Source organism: Ruegeria sp. HKCCA4633, from assembly GCF_013034605.1.
Lineage (GTDB): Bacteria > Pseudomonadota > Alphaproteobacteria > Rhodobacterales > Rhodobacteraceae > Ruegeria.
In genome coordinates, this window is the sequence record NZ_WQGJ01000012.1 from 17760 (window position 1) to 33895 (window position 16136).

Below are 16136 nucleotides of genomic sequence, written 5' to 3' on the forward strand. Positions count from 1 at the left end.
GATCGGGTCATCTGACCCCTTCATACCTTATATGGGTCATCGATACCTAATTTGCCAAGTATCTCGACCTCAATCCCTTCCATCAGGGTGGCATCAGGATCACGAATGTGATCATACCCCAGTAAATGCAACGTTCCGTGAACAAGCAAATGGATCACGTGATCGTCCATCGCCTTCCCAGCCTCCGCCGCCTCACGCGCGCAGGTGTCGAAAGAAATCGCGATATCACCTAAGGGGATTTCACCTGTAAAGTCCGGCTCCGGTGAAACCGGCTCCTGACCCGGCTCTTCCGGGGCCAGATCCTCGGCTGGCCAACTCAGAACATTGGTGGCACTTGGCTTGCCGCGAAACTCTGTATTCAGGTCTGCGATCCGCGCATCGTCGCAGCCCAGAACGCTAACTTCACAGACCTCAGAGTCCAGCTCGACAAACGTCAAAACAGCAGAAATCGCCTTATGCGACAAAGCCTCAAGACCTTGCCACCGATTGTCTTCGACAGTGAGTTCCAGCTTCATCTTACCGCACATCAGCCCTTGCAAAGGGCCTTGCACTCAACTGGTATCGCGGCCCGCATCGGCCTCATACGCTTCGATGATGGCGGCGACAAGCGGGTGACGAACGACGTCTTTTGAGGTGAAGTAGTTGAAGCTGATATTTGGTATCGTTTTCAACAACCTTTCAGCATCCGCCAAGCCTGACTGCACCCCGCGCGGCAGATCAACTTGCGACCTGTCGCCGGTAATCACCATACGACTACCCTCACCCAAACGGGTCAGGAACATCTTCATCTGCATGGTCGTCGCATTCTGCGCCTCGTCCAGAACCACAAAGGCGTTCGCCAGCGTTCGACCGCGCATGAATGCCAGCGGAGCGATTTCGATTCGTTTTTCCTCAATCAGCTTGGCCAGTTGCTTGCCCGGCAAGAAGTCGTTCAGCGCATCATAGAGCGGCTGCATATACGGATCGACCTTGTCCTTCATGTCACCGGGCAAGTAGCCCAGCTTTTCACCCGCTTCGACGGCTGGGCGGCTCAGGATGATTCGATCCACGTGGCCGCCGATGAACATCGAAACACCCACAGCCACCGCCAGATACGTTTTCCCCGTTCCCGCAGGACCAATGCCAAAGGCCAACTCGTTCTGGAAGAGCGACTGAACATAGGCCTTTTGGGCATCCGTGCGCGGTTCAACCAGTTTCTTGCGGGTCTTGATCTCGACCGATCCGCCCTTGAACATTTCAAGCTGATCGCCGTCGCGGGAGCCAGTGCCTTGTTCCGAGGCCCCCATGCGGAGCTCGCGATCTACATCCGCAGCCTCTACCTCGCGCCCACCTTCCAGGCGAGTATAGAGCGACTGCAGAACCTCCACGGCGTGTTTCTGAGCATCTTCATCCCCCATGACAACAAGCTGATTGCCACGACGTACAATCTGGACGGAAAGCTTGCTTTCAATATCCGTCAGATTGCGGTCATATTCACCACACAGGTCAATCAACAATCGGTTGTCGGGAAATTCTACAAACGCCTCGCGCTGGGGCATTTCATCTTGCGGTGGGGTCAGGGCACCGATGGCCAATCCGTTCTCCTGTCTTGGCTGTTCACCCTGAGCGTAGACAACAAAACTCGGTGGGCGCAAGCCACAGTTTCAAAAATTAGTGCTTGGATGACAAAACAGCCGAAATATGCCGTTCGGGTCTACATCAAAAGGTGTAGTTCAGCCCAAATCTCAGGCCGCCATATTTAGGTGTCGACTTAGTGGAAAACCCCGAGCTGAACGCAATGGTTTTCGAGTCGAATTGGACGTATTCGTATTCACCGGTAATCGACCAGCTGTCGCTCAGTTTATGTTCGGCCCCGATGCTGGCCGAGTATCCGTTCCGCCGATCAGTAACCGCGAAATTCTGCGTCGAACTGCCTGATGTGATGCTGTTGGTCGTGTCAACGTCACCCCACAAATAGCCGATGCTGACAAAGTACAGGATTCGTCCGCTGCGGTTGGTCAGACCATTTCTAAACCGGATCGCCAGCACATCTGACACCTCGGTCCCACCCTGAACATCGAAACCTCCAATCCGGGCACCGACACTGTCATCGAAGGATCCGAGCTGATACCCGATTTCAAAGCCATATACGTAATCACGGCCACCTCTGGCGGGCAGGATGCCGCGCCAGCCTCCACGAATCTCTCCGTAAGAGCCGGACAAATCCTGTTCGCCGATATCGAACAATCCGGCGGGTGTCCTGAGGCCGAAACGATCATCGCCACCCGCGCCATACCCACCGGCCAAACCCAGATAGAATGCGCTGACGTCGCTGCCGAATCTGGACGGGCTGATCACTTCGGGTTCCGTCACAGTTTCCTTCAGATCACCTGCTATTGTCGCACTGGCAAGAAGAGTGGCAACCGATGCCGCAGGCAATGTTCTGCCAAGTTTTGAAATCCTGAAGTTCGTAAGGGTCGTCACTCGTGCCTCCATAACTCCGGCCGCAAGATTGGCCTAAAACCGTTTTTTGCACGCAAAACTTCACGCCCGGAAAAACTTGGCCCTTCTCCGAACATAGTTCACAGCGATAAATCAAGGGTAAATTTTGGAAACAAACACCAATTATGGTGGCTGGTTGGTGGATATTTGACGATCTACAGCAACTCACCTGCCAGTGAATTTGCACCCGACTTGGTGATCCGAACTTCTTTCAAATCTCCAATCGCGATCTCGGGACCTTTTACGTGAACCGAATGAAGATACTCGGATTTTCCGACCATCTGTCCGGGCAGGCGGCCCGGCTTTTCGAACAGAACACGCACAGTACGGCCCACCATGGCATCCTGAATTTCCCGCTGATGCCGAGTGATCAGTGCTTGAAGCCTTTGCAACCGTTCATCCGCCGCCGCGGGGTCCACTTGCGACCGTTCGGCCGCTGGCGTTCCGGGGCGGGTCGAGTATTTGAACGAATATGCGTAGCCGTATTTGACCGCTTCGACCAAATCCATAGTCGCCTGGAAGTCCTCTTCCGTCTCTTCGGGGAAACCGACGATAAAGTCGCCGGACATCACAATATCCGGGCGCGCCGCGCGAATTCTTTCGATCAGACGCAGATAGCTTTCGGCTGTATGGCTGCGATTCATCCGCTTGAGAATGCGGTCCGAGCCCGACTGCACCGGCAAGTGCAGGTAAGGCATCAGCTTGTCGCAGGTGCCATGTGCCTCGATCAGATCATCGGCCATGTCGTTGGGGTGTGAGGTAGTAAAGCGAATCCTCTCTAACCCGTCGACCTTGTTCAACTCCCAGATCAGACCGGCCAAAGTCATGTCCCCGTTCGGGCCCGCGCCGTGATAGGCATTCACATTCTGCCCCAGCAGAGTGATCTCGCGCACGCCGCGCTCGACCAGATCATGCGCTTCGCGAATAATGCGATCAGCCGGGCGGCTGACCTCAGCACCACGTGTATAGGGCACGACGCAGAAGGCGCAGAACTTGTCACAGCCTTCCTGAACAGTCAGAAACGCCGTCGGGCCTCGCTTGGCCTTGGGGCGGTTCTTTAGCTTCTCGAACTTGTCCTCTTCGGGAAAATCCGTATCCAGCGCCTTTTCGCCGGCGCGTGTCTTGGCCTCCATCTCTGGCAAGCGATGATAGCTTTGCGGGCCAACGACCAGATCGACCAGAGGCTGGCGGCGCAAGATCTCTTCACCCTCGGCCTGCGCGACACAACCCGCAACGCCGATTTTCAGATCCGGCTTCTCGGCCTTCAGACCCTTGAACCGACCCAGTTCGGAATACACCTTTTCCGCGGCCTTTTCGCGAATGTGGCAGGTATTCAGCAGGATCATGTCCGCATCATCGGGCGTTTTGGTTTCAACATAGCCCTGCCCGCCCAAAGCCTCGGACATGCGTTCGCTGTCATAGACATTCATCTGACAGCCATAGGTCTTGATAAACAGCTTCTTCGGTTCAGACATGGATCGGGCCTTTGCATTCGCGGGACCGGCGTCATCTATATGCTTCGAACGCCGCTTGCAATGCGGGCGCAATTACCCGAATTTGGCGGGACTTTCCAGCAAGGCAAAACCGAAAACACGCGATGAAGTACGAATCCCCGGACCATTTTCTGAAATCGGGTCAGACTGCATTGGCCATAGGGCCCATCGCATTGATTTTTGCCGAAGACGAAGTCGAGCTGGACAGCACCGTGCGGCATCACCTGAGGTTGGGGTTCAAGTCAGTGCTTGTGTTTATGCCTCAGAACCTCGCTCTCGACCCGGAACTGGCCGATCACGTGCATCGGATCACGCTGAAATGCACGCCCCGTACCGTGGTGTTTGACACCATAAACAGGATTATACAGGCCGCGCCCGGCCTTTGGATGTATTACTGTTACAACGCCGAATACTTATTCTTTCCCTTCTGCGAAACACGTAGCGTCGGCGAAATGCTGGTCTTTCACAGCGAAGAACGGCGCCATGCCATGCTCAGCTATGTCATCGACCTTTATGCTGATGATCTGAGCGCTTTTCCCAACGGAGTCGCTCCCGATCAGGCACTGTTCGACAGCACGGGCTATTATGCCCATACCCGCCACGACCCAAGCGGCCAACCGTTGGATCGCCAGGTGGATATCTCGGGCGGTTTGCGCTGGCGCTTTGAAGAGTACATTCCATACGAGCGCCGCCGTATCGATCGGATTGCCCTGTTCAAATCGAAAAAAGGTTTGGTGCTACAGCCTGACCACACGTTCAATGAACCGGAATACAACACCTATTCCTGCCCCTGGCATCACAACATGACTGCGGCCATATGCTCTTTTCGAGCGGCAAAAGCCTTGAAGAAAAATGCAGGCTCCACATTCGATATTCCCAGTTTTCGCTGGCGAAACTCGGTGCCGTTTAAATGGCAGTCCCGCCAGCTCCTGGATTTGGGTTTGATCGAATCAGGTCAGTGGTTCTGAGGCTCTTCAGCGTTGCAACAGCATAGGGAACCAATCCTCGCGCAGGCGCTGACCCGGCGTCATGTCGTGACCGGGGAACGGGGGCGAGGTCCGGCCCGGGCGTTCAACGTAACGCGCGTCATCCCCGACTAGGCGCAGCGAGAATGCACGGCGACGGCTGTCCGACTGGTTGCCTCGCGCGCCGTGCAACGTGCGATAGTTGAACGCCACGGCATCACCAGGCTCCATTTCGAATTCAACAACCCTCATGCCTTCGGCATCTGGGTCCGGGACGGGAATGTACTGGCCTTCATCCGGGAAGAACCCCTCCTCTGACACCCAACGGGTCGGTAGAACTTCTTTCTCCCATTGATGCGATCCGGCGACACAGCGCAGCGTTGCCTGCCGCACCGTGTCCAGTGGAGACCAGAAGCTGATGGTTTGCTGACCTTCGACGAAGTAATACGGCCCGTCCTGATGCCAGGGGGTGGCCATCGATGTGCCTGGCTCTTTGACCAGCACGTGATCGTGGAACATCTGAACGCTTTGCGATTGCATCAGATCAGCTGCGACCTCGGCGGCGGGCGACTTTTCGATGACCTCACGGAACTGGGGAATCCGGGTCCAATTGCAATAATCATCAAAGAAACGCCCTGTTTCGCCGGACTTCTTGTTTTCAGACGCATAAGGGCCGGGCTCAGCCATATTTGCCGCCACGCCGTCGCGCAGTTGATCGACATAATCAGCGAACAATCCCTTGATCAGGACAACGCCATCTTGCTGATAGGTATCGATCATCGCTTGAGAAACAAGTGGGTGAGGCATCCGGGTCTCCTTTGGCTATGTCCCGGTTTTGATCCGAACATGCATTCTGTTCAAATCATATCTTTCGAAGTTATAAATAACTTCATGTTATATATTTCACTTCGCCAATACGAATACGTCTGCGCTATCGGGCGCCATGGCAGCCTCTCGGCGGCGGCGCAGCACCTGAATGTGTCGCAACCCGCCCTGTCTACTGCGCTGACACGTGTTGAAGAACATATTGGCCATCCGCTGTTCTCCCGCCGCCGGGGTGCAGCCATGGCTCTGACCCCACAGGGGCGCAGGTTTATCGAACAGGCCGAGGCATTGTTGAATGACGCAGCCCGAATCGAAACGTCTGAAACCCCCACACCGGGGATGACTCAATTGCGGTTGGGGTGTTTCACGGATCTCGCCCCGTTTCTGCTGGCCCCAGCCCTGCATCAATTGCGCGTTGCTTTTCCAAATCTCGCGATCAGCTATGTCGCCGCGTCCTTCCAAGGGTTGTTGAATGGCATGATCGCCGGACAGATCGACATTTCGGTCACATATGATCTGACCATGGATGCCGGGTTCGCCCGTGCAAAACTATTTGACAGCAGACCAAAAGCTTTGATGTCCCCGGACTATCCGTTGGCATCAACGAATGGTGTTACCCTGGCAGACGTCGCGACCCACCCCTTGATCCTGTCAACCGAAGGGCTTTCGGCGCAACATATCCTCGGCCTGTTTCGTCGCAAAGGTCTGCGCCCAACAGTCGCGCACCGTGCAGCGTCACTTGAAATTCAGCGCAGCCTTGCTGCTCATGGAGAAGGAATCGGAATCAGCTATGCCAGCCCGCCTAGTCCTGTCAGCTATGACAACCGGCATCTAATCGGTATTCCAATCACCGACCCGGATGCCGCAGAGTCTGTTGTATTGGCGCGCCACGGCACAGGACCCGCCGACCCGGTTATTGATCAGGCCGAACACGTTCTAACAAATCGTTTGAAGCAGGATTGAAGCCCTATTTCTTGCGCAGTCGGATCACTACGTCGACTGACGCGATCTCGACCCCTTCGGGCGCCTCGGGCAAGCGATGAATCACCAGCTGATCCGAGGGCGCATCACTCAGACGGGCCTCGTCTTCCCAAAAAAAATGGGGGTGATCGTAGGTATTGGTGTCGAAATAGCTTTTCGATCCATCCACGGTAATTTCCTGCAGAACACCTGCATCGCAAAAGGCACGAAGGGTGTTGTAGACCGTTGCAAGGGAAACGGCATCACCGTTTGCTTTAGCGGATTCAAACAGGCTTTCTGCAGTCACATGGCGATGACGGCCATCGCCCACCAAAAGCTCAGCAAGCGCCACACGCTGACGCGTCGGCCGCAAGCCGGCATTCACCAGCCAACCCGTTGCTATTTCCTGGCTCTGAGGTGTCATCTGTCCGATACCCATAGTTGCTGCTTTTATATATAGGGGCGCATAGTTGGGAATTTCAAATGAAATTCATTCGCAAAGATGGGTATACGCACAATATGATGTGGCGCACCACTCTTGCAGGACCTTGCAAACGGGTGATAGACGAGGCCAGATATAAAGACAGACCCTCGGCAGGAAAGGCGGCAGAATGGCCCAGTTCCCTAGCAGTTTTGACAAAGATGATCTGCTGAAATGCGCCCGCGGCGAATTATTCGGCCCCGGCAACGCACAATTACCCGCCCCGCCGATGCTGATGATGGATCGGATCACCGACATCTCGGGCGATGGTGGCGCGCATGGCAAAGGCCATGTGGTGGCCGAGTTTGATATTACGCCGGATCTTTGGTTCTTTGACTGTCACTTCCCCGGCAACCCGATCATGCCGGGCTGTCTGGGTCTGGACGGCCTGTGGCAGCTCACCGGTTTCAATCTGGGGTGGCGCGGCTGGCAAGGACGTGGGTATGCGCTGGGCGTAGGCGAAGTTAAATTGACCGGAATGGTCCGCCCCGACCGCAAAATGCTGACATATTACGTCGACTTCACCAAAGCCGTTCAGACCCGCCGTCTGACCATGGGTGTGGCGGATGGCCGGGTCGAAGCCGATGGCGAAGTGATTTATCAGGTTAAAGACATGAAGGTTGCACTGTCGGAAAGCTGACCCCAGCTCTCGGACACGTCACAGAAAACGAAATACAGGAGTACGCTTATGCGTCGCGTCGTCGTCACCGGTCTGGGGGTTGTCTCCTCCATCGGGAACAATGCCGAAGAGGTTCTGGCCTCGCTTAAATCAGGCAAATCCGGGATCGAGGCCAACGAGCAGATGGTCGAACATGGTTTTCGCAGCCAGATCGCCGGGACGCTCAAAATCGACGTGGCCGAGCATGTAGACAAACGCACCCTGCGCTTTATGGGCCCCGGCGCGGCCTATGCCCATATCGCCATGAGCCAGGCGATTGCTGATTCCGGCCTGGGTGAAGATCAGGTGGTGAACCCACGCACCGGTCTGGTGGCGGGCTCTGGCGGGCCATCCACCAGCGCCATGCTGACGGCACATCAGACGGTTCTGAAAAACGGCGCGACCAAGAGGATCGGGCCGTTTGCCGTGCCGAAATGCATGTGCTCGACAATATCAGCAAACTTGGCAACGGCGTTCAAGATCAAGGGCATCAACTACTCGATCACATCCGCCTGCTCGACCTCGCTGCATTGCATCGGCAACGCTGCAGAACAAATCATGCTTGGCAAACAAGACGTGATGTTTGCAGGCGGCGGCGAGGAACTGGACTGGACGCTCTCCTGCCTGTTCGACGCCATGGGCGCAATGTCCTCGAAATACAATGACACGCCCGAGAAAGCCTCGCGCGCGTTTGACGAAAACCGCGACGGTTTCGTGATTTCCGGCGGCGGCGGCATCGTTGTTCTGGAAGAGCTGGAGCATGCACTGGCACGCGGCGCAAAGATCTATGCCGAAGTCACCGGATACGCGGCCACTTCGGATGGCCATGACATGGTGGCTCCGTCCGGCGAAGGCGGCGAACGCGCCATGCGACTGGCTCTGGGCACCCTTCCCGAGGGCCGCAAAGTGGACTACATCAACGCCCATGGCACCTCGACCCCAGTTGGTGATGTGGGTGAGGTTGAGGCCGTGCGCCGTATCTTTGGCGAAGGCAACGTGCCACCGATTTCGTCGACCAAGTCGATGACCGGGCACGCCCAAGGTGCAGCAGGCGCTCTTGAAGCGATCTTCTGCCTGCTGATGCTGGACAATGATTTCATAACGCCGTCGATCAACGTCGACACGCTTGCCGAGGGCATCCTGCCCGGTGAAATTGCGACCGAAGTGGTTGAAAACGCAGGATTGGACAGTGTCATGACCAACAGCTTCGGCTTTGGCGGCACCAACGGGTCCATGATTCTGTCAAAGTATAATGGGTGAAAGTGATGTCGGATCTTCTAAAAGGTAAACGCGGCCTGATCATGGGCGTGGCCAATGACCGCTCAATCGCGTGGGGCATTGCCAAAGCCATGCACGAGGCTGGTGCCGAACTGGCATTCACCTACCAGGGCGAAGCGTTCGGCAAGCGGCTGGAGCCCTTAGCCCAAAGCCTCGGCAGCGATTTTATGGTCGATGCGGATGTTACCGATGACGAATCGCTGGACCGCGCATTTGATGAACTGGCCCAGCGCTGGCCAACCATCGACTTTGTCGTCCACGCCATCGCCTATTCGGACAAATCCGAACTGACGGGCCGTTTCCTGAACACCACGCGGGCAAATTTCAAACACTCAATGGATGTGTCGGCCTATTCCTTCATCGAAGTGGCGCGGCGCGCCTACCCGCTGATGAAGGACAATGGCGGTTCACTTTTGACCCTGACCTATCAGGGATCAAACCGTGTTGTTCCGAATTACAACGTCATGGGTGTAGCCAAGGCGGCTCTGGAATCAGCAACCCGCTATCTGGCCAATGACCTTGGGCCAGACGGCATTCGCGTGAACGCGATTTCACCTGGGCCGATGAAAACCCTCGCCGGTGCGGCCATCGGCGGCGCGCGCAAGACCTACAAGTTCTGCGACCAAAACGCTCCGATGCGGGCAAATGCAACGCTTGAGGCTGTGGGTGGAACCGCTGTCTACCTGACTTCGGATGCAGGGTCCTGCACCTCGGGCGAGATTATCCGCGTTGATGGTGGCTTCCACGTTCTGGGCATGCCGCAGCCTGACTTTATGTGACTATATCTTTCCCTGCCGCCGCCAAGTTTTCACCATCTTTGGGCGGCAGGAAACTGATATGAGCAAGCTAGATCAAATCATTGCGAACAATGCGCGCACAACAGCCGGTCGAAGAAAGCCCGGTTTCCTCAGCCAAAGGGCCCGAGTCCTTTTGTTGACGCTGACATGTATGCTGTTGGCGTTTATCTTCTTTACTCAACCGCAAGTCCGTACGGCGATCGAAACGTTGATCGGGTAAATCCCGGGCCGGAAAACCAGCCCGAACTGAACATCAGTTGATCGAGACGACCTCAATTTCAAAAACCAGATCCTGACCCGCCAATGGATGGTTAGCGTCCAACGTCACGGTCGCCTCGTCTGCGCCCACCACTGTCACCTGCACGGCCTGGCCATCCGGAGCCTGCATTTGCAACTGCGTTCCGGGCTCAAGCGGGATGTCATCGGGAATGCCTTCGCGCGGAATTTCCTGACGCATCGCCGGATTAATGGGGCCATAGGCATCCACGCAAGCAATCTCGACCCGTTTTTTGTCCCCTAAGGACAGGCCGGGCATGGCGCTGTCCAAGCCGGGAATTATCTGGCCAGATCCGACCACAAACTCCAACGGATCGCGCCCCTCTGAGCTGTCAAAGGTTTGGCCGTCCAGCAGCGTCCCGGTGTAGTGGATGCGAACCGTGTCGCCTTTTTTGATTTCGGTCATCGTGGCCTCCGGCCGTTTTACAGGATTGAGCGGCCAACCCTAGGGCCTGATACGATCTTGTAAACCCTTGGCTCTTTCACCCCCCTCATTGTTGTGCCAACCTGCGCGCGATCAGAGGAGGATCATATGCCGATCACCACCTGTGTCTTCGACGCTTACGGAACACTTTTTGACGTTGCAGCAGCAGCCCGCCAAGCTGCGGACGAACCGGGATTTGAGGCCCTCAAAGACAAATGGCCCACGGTTGCGGGTCATTGGCGTCTCAAGCAATTGCAGTACACATGGCTGCGCGCCGTAGCCAATGCACATGCCGATTTCTGGGACGTGACACAGGACGGGTTGGATTGGGCGTTAGACGCCACTGACCTGCAAGGCGACCCAAGGCTGCGCCAACGCCTGCTTGATTTGTATTGGGAGTTACAGGCCTATCCCGAAGTGCCCGACATGTTGAAGGCCCTCAAGGAGGGCGGGATGCAAACGGCAATCCTGTCAAACGGATCGCCGCCAATGCTGAATGGCGCGGTGCAATCTGCCGGAATCGGCGATGTGCTGGACGATGTTCTGTCGGTAGAAAGCGTTGGTGTTTTCAAACCTCATGCCCGGGTCTACGATCTGGTACCGGAACGGTTCAACTGCGCGCCTGATGAGGTGTTGTTCGTCAGTTCAAACGGTTGGGACGCCGCCGGCGCCAGCGGGTACGGCTTTGTCACCGCCTGGGTCAATCGGGCTGGCGAACCGATGGACCGCCTGCCGTGGACACCTGCGCATGTGCTGTCCGATTTGACTTCGATCCCAAAACTGGCGGGGCTTTGATGTCAGACTTCACAACCACTGACGGCATGCGCATCTATTTCGAAGACACCGGCACGGGCACGCCGCTTTTGTGTTTGGCTGGCCTGACCCGAAATAGCCGCGACTTTTCGTTTTTTGCGCCCCATGCGGCTGACTTGCGCATGATCGCAATGGATTACAGGGGGCGTGGTCGTTCGGACTATGATCCCGACTTCATGAACTACAACATCTTTCGTGAATCGCATGACGCGATCGAACTGCTGGATGTACTGGGGATCGAGAAGACTTTTGTTCTGGGCACCTCGCGGGGCGGTCTGATCGCCATGGCCCTGGCCGCAAGCCATCCCGAGCGGCTAGCCGGGGTGATCCTGAATGATGTTGGACCTGTCGTTGAAACGTCTGGTATCGCCAAGATCATGGCCTATGTGGGGGCACAGCCGACTGCGCAAACCTATGATGAGGCCGCTTTGACTCTGCAAAAGGTAATGGAACCTCAATTCCCCGGCGTTTCCCTGGAAACCTGGCGCATGCAGGCCGAAATTCAGTACGAAAAACGCGACGATGGGTTGGCGCTACGCTACGATCCCGCACTACGCAAGGCGCTGATCGAACAGGCTGCAAGCGGCGCCACACCTGATCTGTGGATGTTCTTTGAAGCCCTGCGCGAGATTCCGACAGGTGTAATACGGGGGGCAAATTCCGACGTTCTGAGTGCCGACACAGTTGCCGAAATGCACGACCGCCATCCGGGCCTAATCTCAACCGAAGTTCCTGATCGTGGGCATGTTCCGTTTCTGAACGAACCCCAATCCTTGGATCTCATACAAAAGGTATTGAAGAGCGCCGCATGAGCACAATTGAGATGATCGAGGCCGCAGCAGAACGGCTAAACGGACACATCCGAAAAACACCGATCCTGTCTTCGCCCTTTCTCGACAAGCTTGCCGGTCGTCGGGTTTTGGTCAAACCAGAATGTTTGCAACATACCGGCAGCTTCAAGTTTCGCGGGGCTTGGTCGGCCATTTCGGCACTGAAAGAGGCCGAACGCCAGCGCGGTGTGATTGCGTATTCCTCGGGCAACCACGCACAAGGCGTTGCAATGGCGGCATCAAAGCACGGCATTTCTTCGGTTATCGTTATGCCGTCGGACGCCCCACAGTTGAAGATCGAAAACACCCGCGCGCTTGGGGCCGAAGTTGTTCTTTATGACCGTGCGAATGAAAAGCGAGAAGAAATTGGCGAAGCCATCGCGGCGGAGCGCGGACTGACCCTGATCCGACCTTATGACGAACCGCTGGTTATCGCAGGCCAAGGCACCACCGGCCTTGAAATCGCCGGTCAGGCCGCGGATTTAGGTATCACTCAGGCAGACGTACTGGTCTGTTGCGGCGGGGGCGGCCTGACCTCGGGCATCGCCCTGGCCCTAGAGAAACATGCGCCGAACCTGCGCGCGCGCCCTTGTGAGCCAGAGGGGTTCGATGACGTCAAACGCTCGCTGGCCTCAGGACGGATTGAAAAAAACAACGCAGCTTCGGGTAACATCTGCGACGCCATTCTGACGCCACAACCCGGAGACATCACGTTTCCGATTCTCAACCGCCTGTGCGGTCCGGGCCTATCCGTCACCGAAGAAGAAGCTTTGCGCGCCATGGCCCTGGCCTTTCTGCGCCTCAAGATCGTTCTGGAACCCGGCGGCGCGGTGGCTCTGGCCTCGGCCCTGTTCCGAGGCGACCAGATCGAAGGCGATGACGTGATCGTTGTTGCATCTGGCGGCAATGTCGATCCGGCAGTATTTTCCAGGGCGTTGGAATTCCTGACCTGACAGGGCTGCACAAGATGTGCATGTTGCACCCCAAAAGGTCATGGCGACAAGGAAGCCAGTCATGAAGATCGCTGATCTGGGCGACGTGAAATTGAATTACCGCATCGACGGCCCAACAGACGGTGCGCCGTTAGTCTTTGCCAATTCCCTAGGAACCAACCTGCACTTGTGGTACGCTGTACTGCCACATCTGCCAGCAGAGCTGCGCATCATCCGATACGACAAACGTGGTCACGGGCGGTCCTCGGTGCCGCCTGCGCCGTATTCGATGGGCGCATTGATACGCGATGCAGAGGCATTGCTGGATCACCTGCAGGTCCGCGATTGCGTCTTCGTTGGTCTGTCCATTGGCGGGATGATTGCACAAGGGCTTGCCGTCAAACGCATGGACCAGATTCGTGGTCTGGTTCTATCAAACACTGCCGCCAAAATTGCCACCCCTTCGGTCTGGCAGGATCGGATCAAGGCCGTGCGCAAGGACGGGATCGAAGCATTGGCCGACGCAACGATGGAACGTTGGTTTTCGCGTGATTTCCGCGCCGCACAAAACCACCTGCCTTGGCGCGACATGATGGTGGGCCAACCGGCTGAAGGGTATCTGGGCTGCTGCTCGGCCATTGCAGGCACCGATTTCTATACCCCAACGAGTGGGCTGCGCCTCCCGACCTTGGGCATTGCAGGCAGCGAAGACGGATCGACGCCCCCCGATCTGGTGCGAGAGACCGTCGATCTGATCCCGGGATCCCGGTTCCGGCTGATCCGCCGGGCAGGGCATTTGCCCTGCGTTGAAAAGCCAGCGGAATATGCAGAGATCCTGACTGATTTTCTGACCGAAATCGGACATATCTGAAGGAGAACGGCAATGGCGTCTTTCCTGTTGGTCCACGGCTCTTGCCACGGTGCATGGTGCTGGCGCGACCTGATACCCGCGCTTGAAACTCTGGGGCATTCTGCCAAAGCCATCGACATGCCCAGCCATGGTGCGGACCCCACGCCCGTAGCCGAGGTCACGCTGGACAGTTGCCGCGACGCCGTGCTGCATGCCAGCACATCAGATACAATCCTCGTTGGCCATTCCTGGGGCGGCTACCCGATCAGCGCCGCCGCCGAAGCGCAACCCGATGCCATGCGCGCGCTGATCTATCTGTGCGCCTATGTGCCCAAAGACGGCCTGACCATGGCAGATATGCGCAGGCTTGGCCCAAGGCAGACCATCGCCCATGCGGTCGAAAAATCCACCGACGGGCTGTCATACACTGTATCTGCCGAGGCTATTCCCCAGCTGTTCTACCATGATTGCCCCGACGACATCCTGCCTTACGCCTATGCGCGCCTTTGCCCTCAGGCCATTCGTCCACAAGAAACGCCCCTTCCGACCGGTGCGAATTTCGACAATGTGCCCAAGGCGTATATCCGCACCACGGACGATCACACTATACCACCCGAATACCAAGCAACTATGAGCGCCCTTATCCCCGAAGATATGCGCCGCACCATCGACAGTTCGCATTCCCCGTTCTTCTCGCACCCGCGCGAGCTTGCGCAAATCCTGTCAGAACTGGCAGACAAACTGCCCTGACCTGTCGCAACGGCAATTCGACCCGCAATCAACTCTCGCTTTTCTCGGTTATCATCTGTGCTTAGGGTGCGTTGAACAGATCACTTGCCGGGTCCTATGCGTCTGCCGTTTTTCTTCATCCTCAGCATTGTCATGATCGACGCCATGGGCATCGGTCTGGTGATGCCGATCATGCCGGAACTGATCGTCGAGGTTCAGGGCGGCTCGCTCGCCAATGCAGCGATCTGGGGCGGCGTGCTGAGCACAGCCTTTGCCGCGATGCAGTTTATCTTTGGGCCCATACTTGGAAACCTGTCAGACGCGTACGGACGCAGAACCGTCCTTCTGGTGTCCCTGTTTGTTATGGCGCTGGACTATGTCGTGATGGCTGTTGCGGGCAGCATTTGGCTGTTGCTGATCGGTCGGATCGTAGGCGGTATAACTGCTGCCACGCATGCCACCGCTGCGGCGTTTATGGCGGATGTGTCCGAGCCCAAGGATAAGGCTGCAAACTTTGGCCTGCTGGGTGCCGCTTTTGGCATGGGCTTCGTCCTTGGGCCCGTCATTGGCGGATTGCTCAGTGAATACGGCACGCGCGCGCCGTTTTGGGCCGCTGCCGGTTTGGCGGCGTTGACCTTTTGCATCGGTTTCTTCGTGATGCCCGAGACCGTAACCGACAAGACCCGACGCGCCTTCAGCCTGAAACGCGCAAACCCTCTCAATTCGCTGAACGCCATCGCTTCTTTGCCCGGTATCCGGCCGCTGCTTTGGGTGTATTTCCTGTATTCAGTATCCATCTACGTCTACCCCGCTATCTGGTCCTATTTCACGACCGAGCGATTCGGATGGTCGCCACAGATGATTGGCCTGTCCCTGGGTGTCTACGGTATAGGCATGGCCATTGTGCAGGGCGGATTGATCCGGCCTGCCATCCGGTTTCTGGGCGAGAGGGGCACAATCATCTACGGAATGGGTTTTGAGATCATTAGCTTCGCATTTCTGGCCTTCCTCACCAACGGCCTCATCGCGCTGCTTCTCATTCCAATAACTGCCATCGGGGCGGTCATCACACCTGCTCTTCAGGCCATGATGTCCAAGGCCACGCCCGATTCGCAGCAAGGCGAATTGCAGGGCGTTCTGACGGCGCTGCACGCGCTGTCGATGGTGATCTCGCCTTTGCTTATGACTTCGATTTTCGCGCAGTTCATCCGGCCCGACACGCCACTCTACCTGCCCGGCGCACCGTTTCTATTAGCGCTGGTACTAATGCTGGCAGGTTTCTTGTTGTTTCGCCGGTCCCGCCCTGTCGTTGCGTAACAACGACATCCTAATGGCGGTTTCCGC

At 56.7% G+C, this 16136-nt stretch carries 19 protein-coding genes; 12 read left to right on the forward strand and 7 right to left on the reverse strand.

Annotation, left to right across the window (positions count from 1 at the left end):
- Positions 1–20 precede the first annotated feature (20 nt).
- The 4 genes from ybeY to miaB form a co-directional block, all read right to left on the reverse strand.
- Positions 21–515 (reverse strand): rRNA maturation RNase YbeY, encoded by a 495-nt coding sequence (ybeY, locus tag GOV85_RS19800; RefSeq protein ID WP_171181455.1) that lies wholly within the window; start codon positions 513–515, stop codon positions 21–23.
- Positions 516–551: 36 nt separating this feature from the next.
- A complete protein-coding gene (locus GOV85_RS19805) occupies positions 552–1574 on the reverse strand; it encodes a PhoH family protein (protein ID WP_171181457.1) in 1023 nt (340 codons plus the stop codon).
- Positions 1575–1698: 124 nt separating this feature from the next.
- A complete protein-coding gene (locus GOV85_RS19810; protein ID WP_348540065.1) occupies positions 1699–2463 on the reverse strand; it encodes an outer membrane beta-barrel protein in 765 nt (254 codons plus the stop codon).
- Positions 2464–2636: 173 nt separating this feature from the next.
- Positions 2637–3956 (reverse strand): tRNA (N6-isopentenyl adenosine(37)-C2)-methylthiotransferase MiaB, encoded by a 1320-nt coding sequence (gene miaB / locus GOV85_RS19815; protein WP_171181461.1) that lies wholly within the window; start codon positions 3954–3956, stop codon positions 2637–2639.
- A gap of 122 nt (positions 3957–4078) precedes the next feature.
- Between miaB and GOV85_RS19820 the strand changes: the two genes are divergently transcribed.
- Positions 4079–4942, forward strand: a complete 864-nt coding sequence (locus GOV85_RS19820) for a glycosyltransferase family 2 protein (protein ID WP_171181463.1) — start codon at positions 4079–4081, stop codon at positions 4940–4942.
- 6 nt (positions 4943–4948) lie between these two features.
- Here GOV85_RS19820 and GOV85_RS19825 read toward each other — a convergent pair whose 3' ends face one another.
- A complete protein-coding gene (locus GOV85_RS19825) occupies positions 4949–5746 on the reverse strand; it encodes a phytanoyl-CoA dioxygenase family protein (protein WP_171181465.1) in 798 nt (265 codons plus the stop codon).
- Between the two features lie 84 nt (positions 5747–5830).
- On the opposite strand from GOV85_RS19825, the gene GOV85_RS19830 reads away from it, so the two are divergent.
- Complete coding sequence (locus tag GOV85_RS19830; protein WP_171181467.1) at positions 5831–6727, forward strand: LysR family transcriptional regulator; 897 nt, start codon at positions 5831–5833, stop codon at positions 6725–6727.
- A gap of 4 nt (positions 6728–6731) precedes the next feature.
- Here GOV85_RS19830 and irrA read toward each other — a convergent pair whose 3' ends face one another.
- A complete protein-coding gene (gene irrA / locus GOV85_RS19835) occupies positions 6732–7148 on the reverse strand; it encodes an iron response transcriptional regulator IrrA (RefSeq protein ID WP_171181570.1) in 417 nt (138 codons plus the stop codon).
- Positions 7149–7335: 187 nt separating this feature from the next.
- Here irrA and fabA point away from each other — a divergent pair, with 187 nt between their 5' ends.
- From fabA to GOV85_RS19855, 4 genes are read left to right on the forward strand one after another with little or no spacing between them, the layout of a single operon-like run.
- Positions 7336–7845, forward strand: coding sequence for a bifunctional 3-hydroxydecanoyl-ACP dehydratase/trans-2-decenoyl-ACP isomerase (gene fabA, locus GOV85_RS19840; protein ID WP_093964585.1), 510 nt, complete (start codon positions 7336–7338; stop codon positions 7843–7845).
- A 48-nt stretch (positions 7846–7893) separates the two neighbouring features.
- On the forward strand, positions 7894–9123 hold the full coding sequence (gene fabB / locus GOV85_RS19845; protein ID WP_171181469.1) for a beta-ketoacyl-ACP synthase I: 1230 nt from the start codon (positions 7894–7896) through the stop codon (positions 9121–9123).
- Between the two features lie 5 nt (positions 9124–9128).
- Positions 9129–9920, forward strand: a complete 792-nt coding sequence (locus GOV85_RS19850; RefSeq protein WP_171181471.1) for an enoyl-ACP reductase — start codon at positions 9129–9131, stop codon at positions 9918–9920.
- Positions 9921–9978: 58 nt separating this feature from the next.
- Positions 9979–10158, forward strand: a complete 180-nt coding sequence (locus GOV85_RS19855; protein WP_171181473.1) for a hypothetical protein — start codon at positions 9979–9981, stop codon at positions 10156–10158.
- A gap of 33 nt (positions 10159–10191) precedes the next feature.
- Here GOV85_RS19855 and GOV85_RS19860 read toward each other — a convergent pair whose 3' ends face one another.
- On the reverse strand, positions 10192–10620 hold the full coding sequence (locus GOV85_RS19860; RefSeq protein ID WP_171181475.1) for a peptidylprolyl isomerase: 429 nt from the start codon (positions 10618–10620) through the stop codon (positions 10192–10194).
- 126 nt (positions 10621–10746) lie between these two features.
- On the opposite strand from GOV85_RS19860, the gene GOV85_RS19865 reads away from it, so the two are divergent.
- The 6 genes from GOV85_RS19865 to GOV85_RS19890 all read left to right on the forward strand — a co-directional run bounded on the left by GOV85_RS19865 (position 10747) and on the right by GOV85_RS19890 (position 16109).
- The gene (locus GOV85_RS19865; protein WP_171181477.1) at positions 10747–11433 is read left to right on the forward strand and encodes a haloacid dehalogenase type II; all 687 of its coding nucleotides are present in this window, start codon (positions 10747–10749) and stop codon (positions 11431–11433) included.
- Positions 11433–12263 (forward strand): alpha/beta fold hydrolase, encoded by an 831-nt coding sequence (locus GOV85_RS19870; protein ID WP_171181479.1) that lies wholly within the window; start codon positions 11433–11435, stop codon positions 12261–12263. The genes GOV85_RS19865 and GOV85_RS19870 overlap by 1 nt, the downstream gene beginning before the upstream one ends.
- Positions 12260–13234, forward strand: coding sequence for a threonine/serine dehydratase (locus GOV85_RS19875; RefSeq protein WP_171181481.1), 975 nt, complete (start codon positions 12260–12262; stop codon positions 13232–13234). The genes GOV85_RS19870 and GOV85_RS19875 overlap by 4 nt, the downstream gene beginning before the upstream one ends.
- 61 nt (positions 13235–13295) lie before the next feature.
- Positions 13296–14084: a 3-oxoadipate enol-lactonase gene (pcaD, locus tag GOV85_RS19880; RefSeq protein ID WP_171181483.1), complete on the forward strand. Its 789-nt coding sequence runs from the start codon at positions 13296–13298 to the stop codon at positions 14082–14084.
- Between the two features lie 12 nt (positions 14085–14096).
- Complete coding sequence (locus GOV85_RS19885; protein WP_171181485.1) at positions 14097–14813, forward strand: alpha/beta fold hydrolase; 717 nt, start codon at positions 14097–14099, stop codon at positions 14811–14813.
- A 96-nt stretch (positions 14814–14909) separates the two neighbouring features.
- Positions 14910–16109: a TCR/Tet family MFS transporter gene (locus GOV85_RS19890; protein ID WP_171181487.1), complete on the forward strand. Its 1200-nt coding sequence runs from the start codon at positions 14910–14912 to the stop codon at positions 16107–16109.
- The last annotated feature ends 27 nt before the right edge of the window (positions 16110–16136 follow it).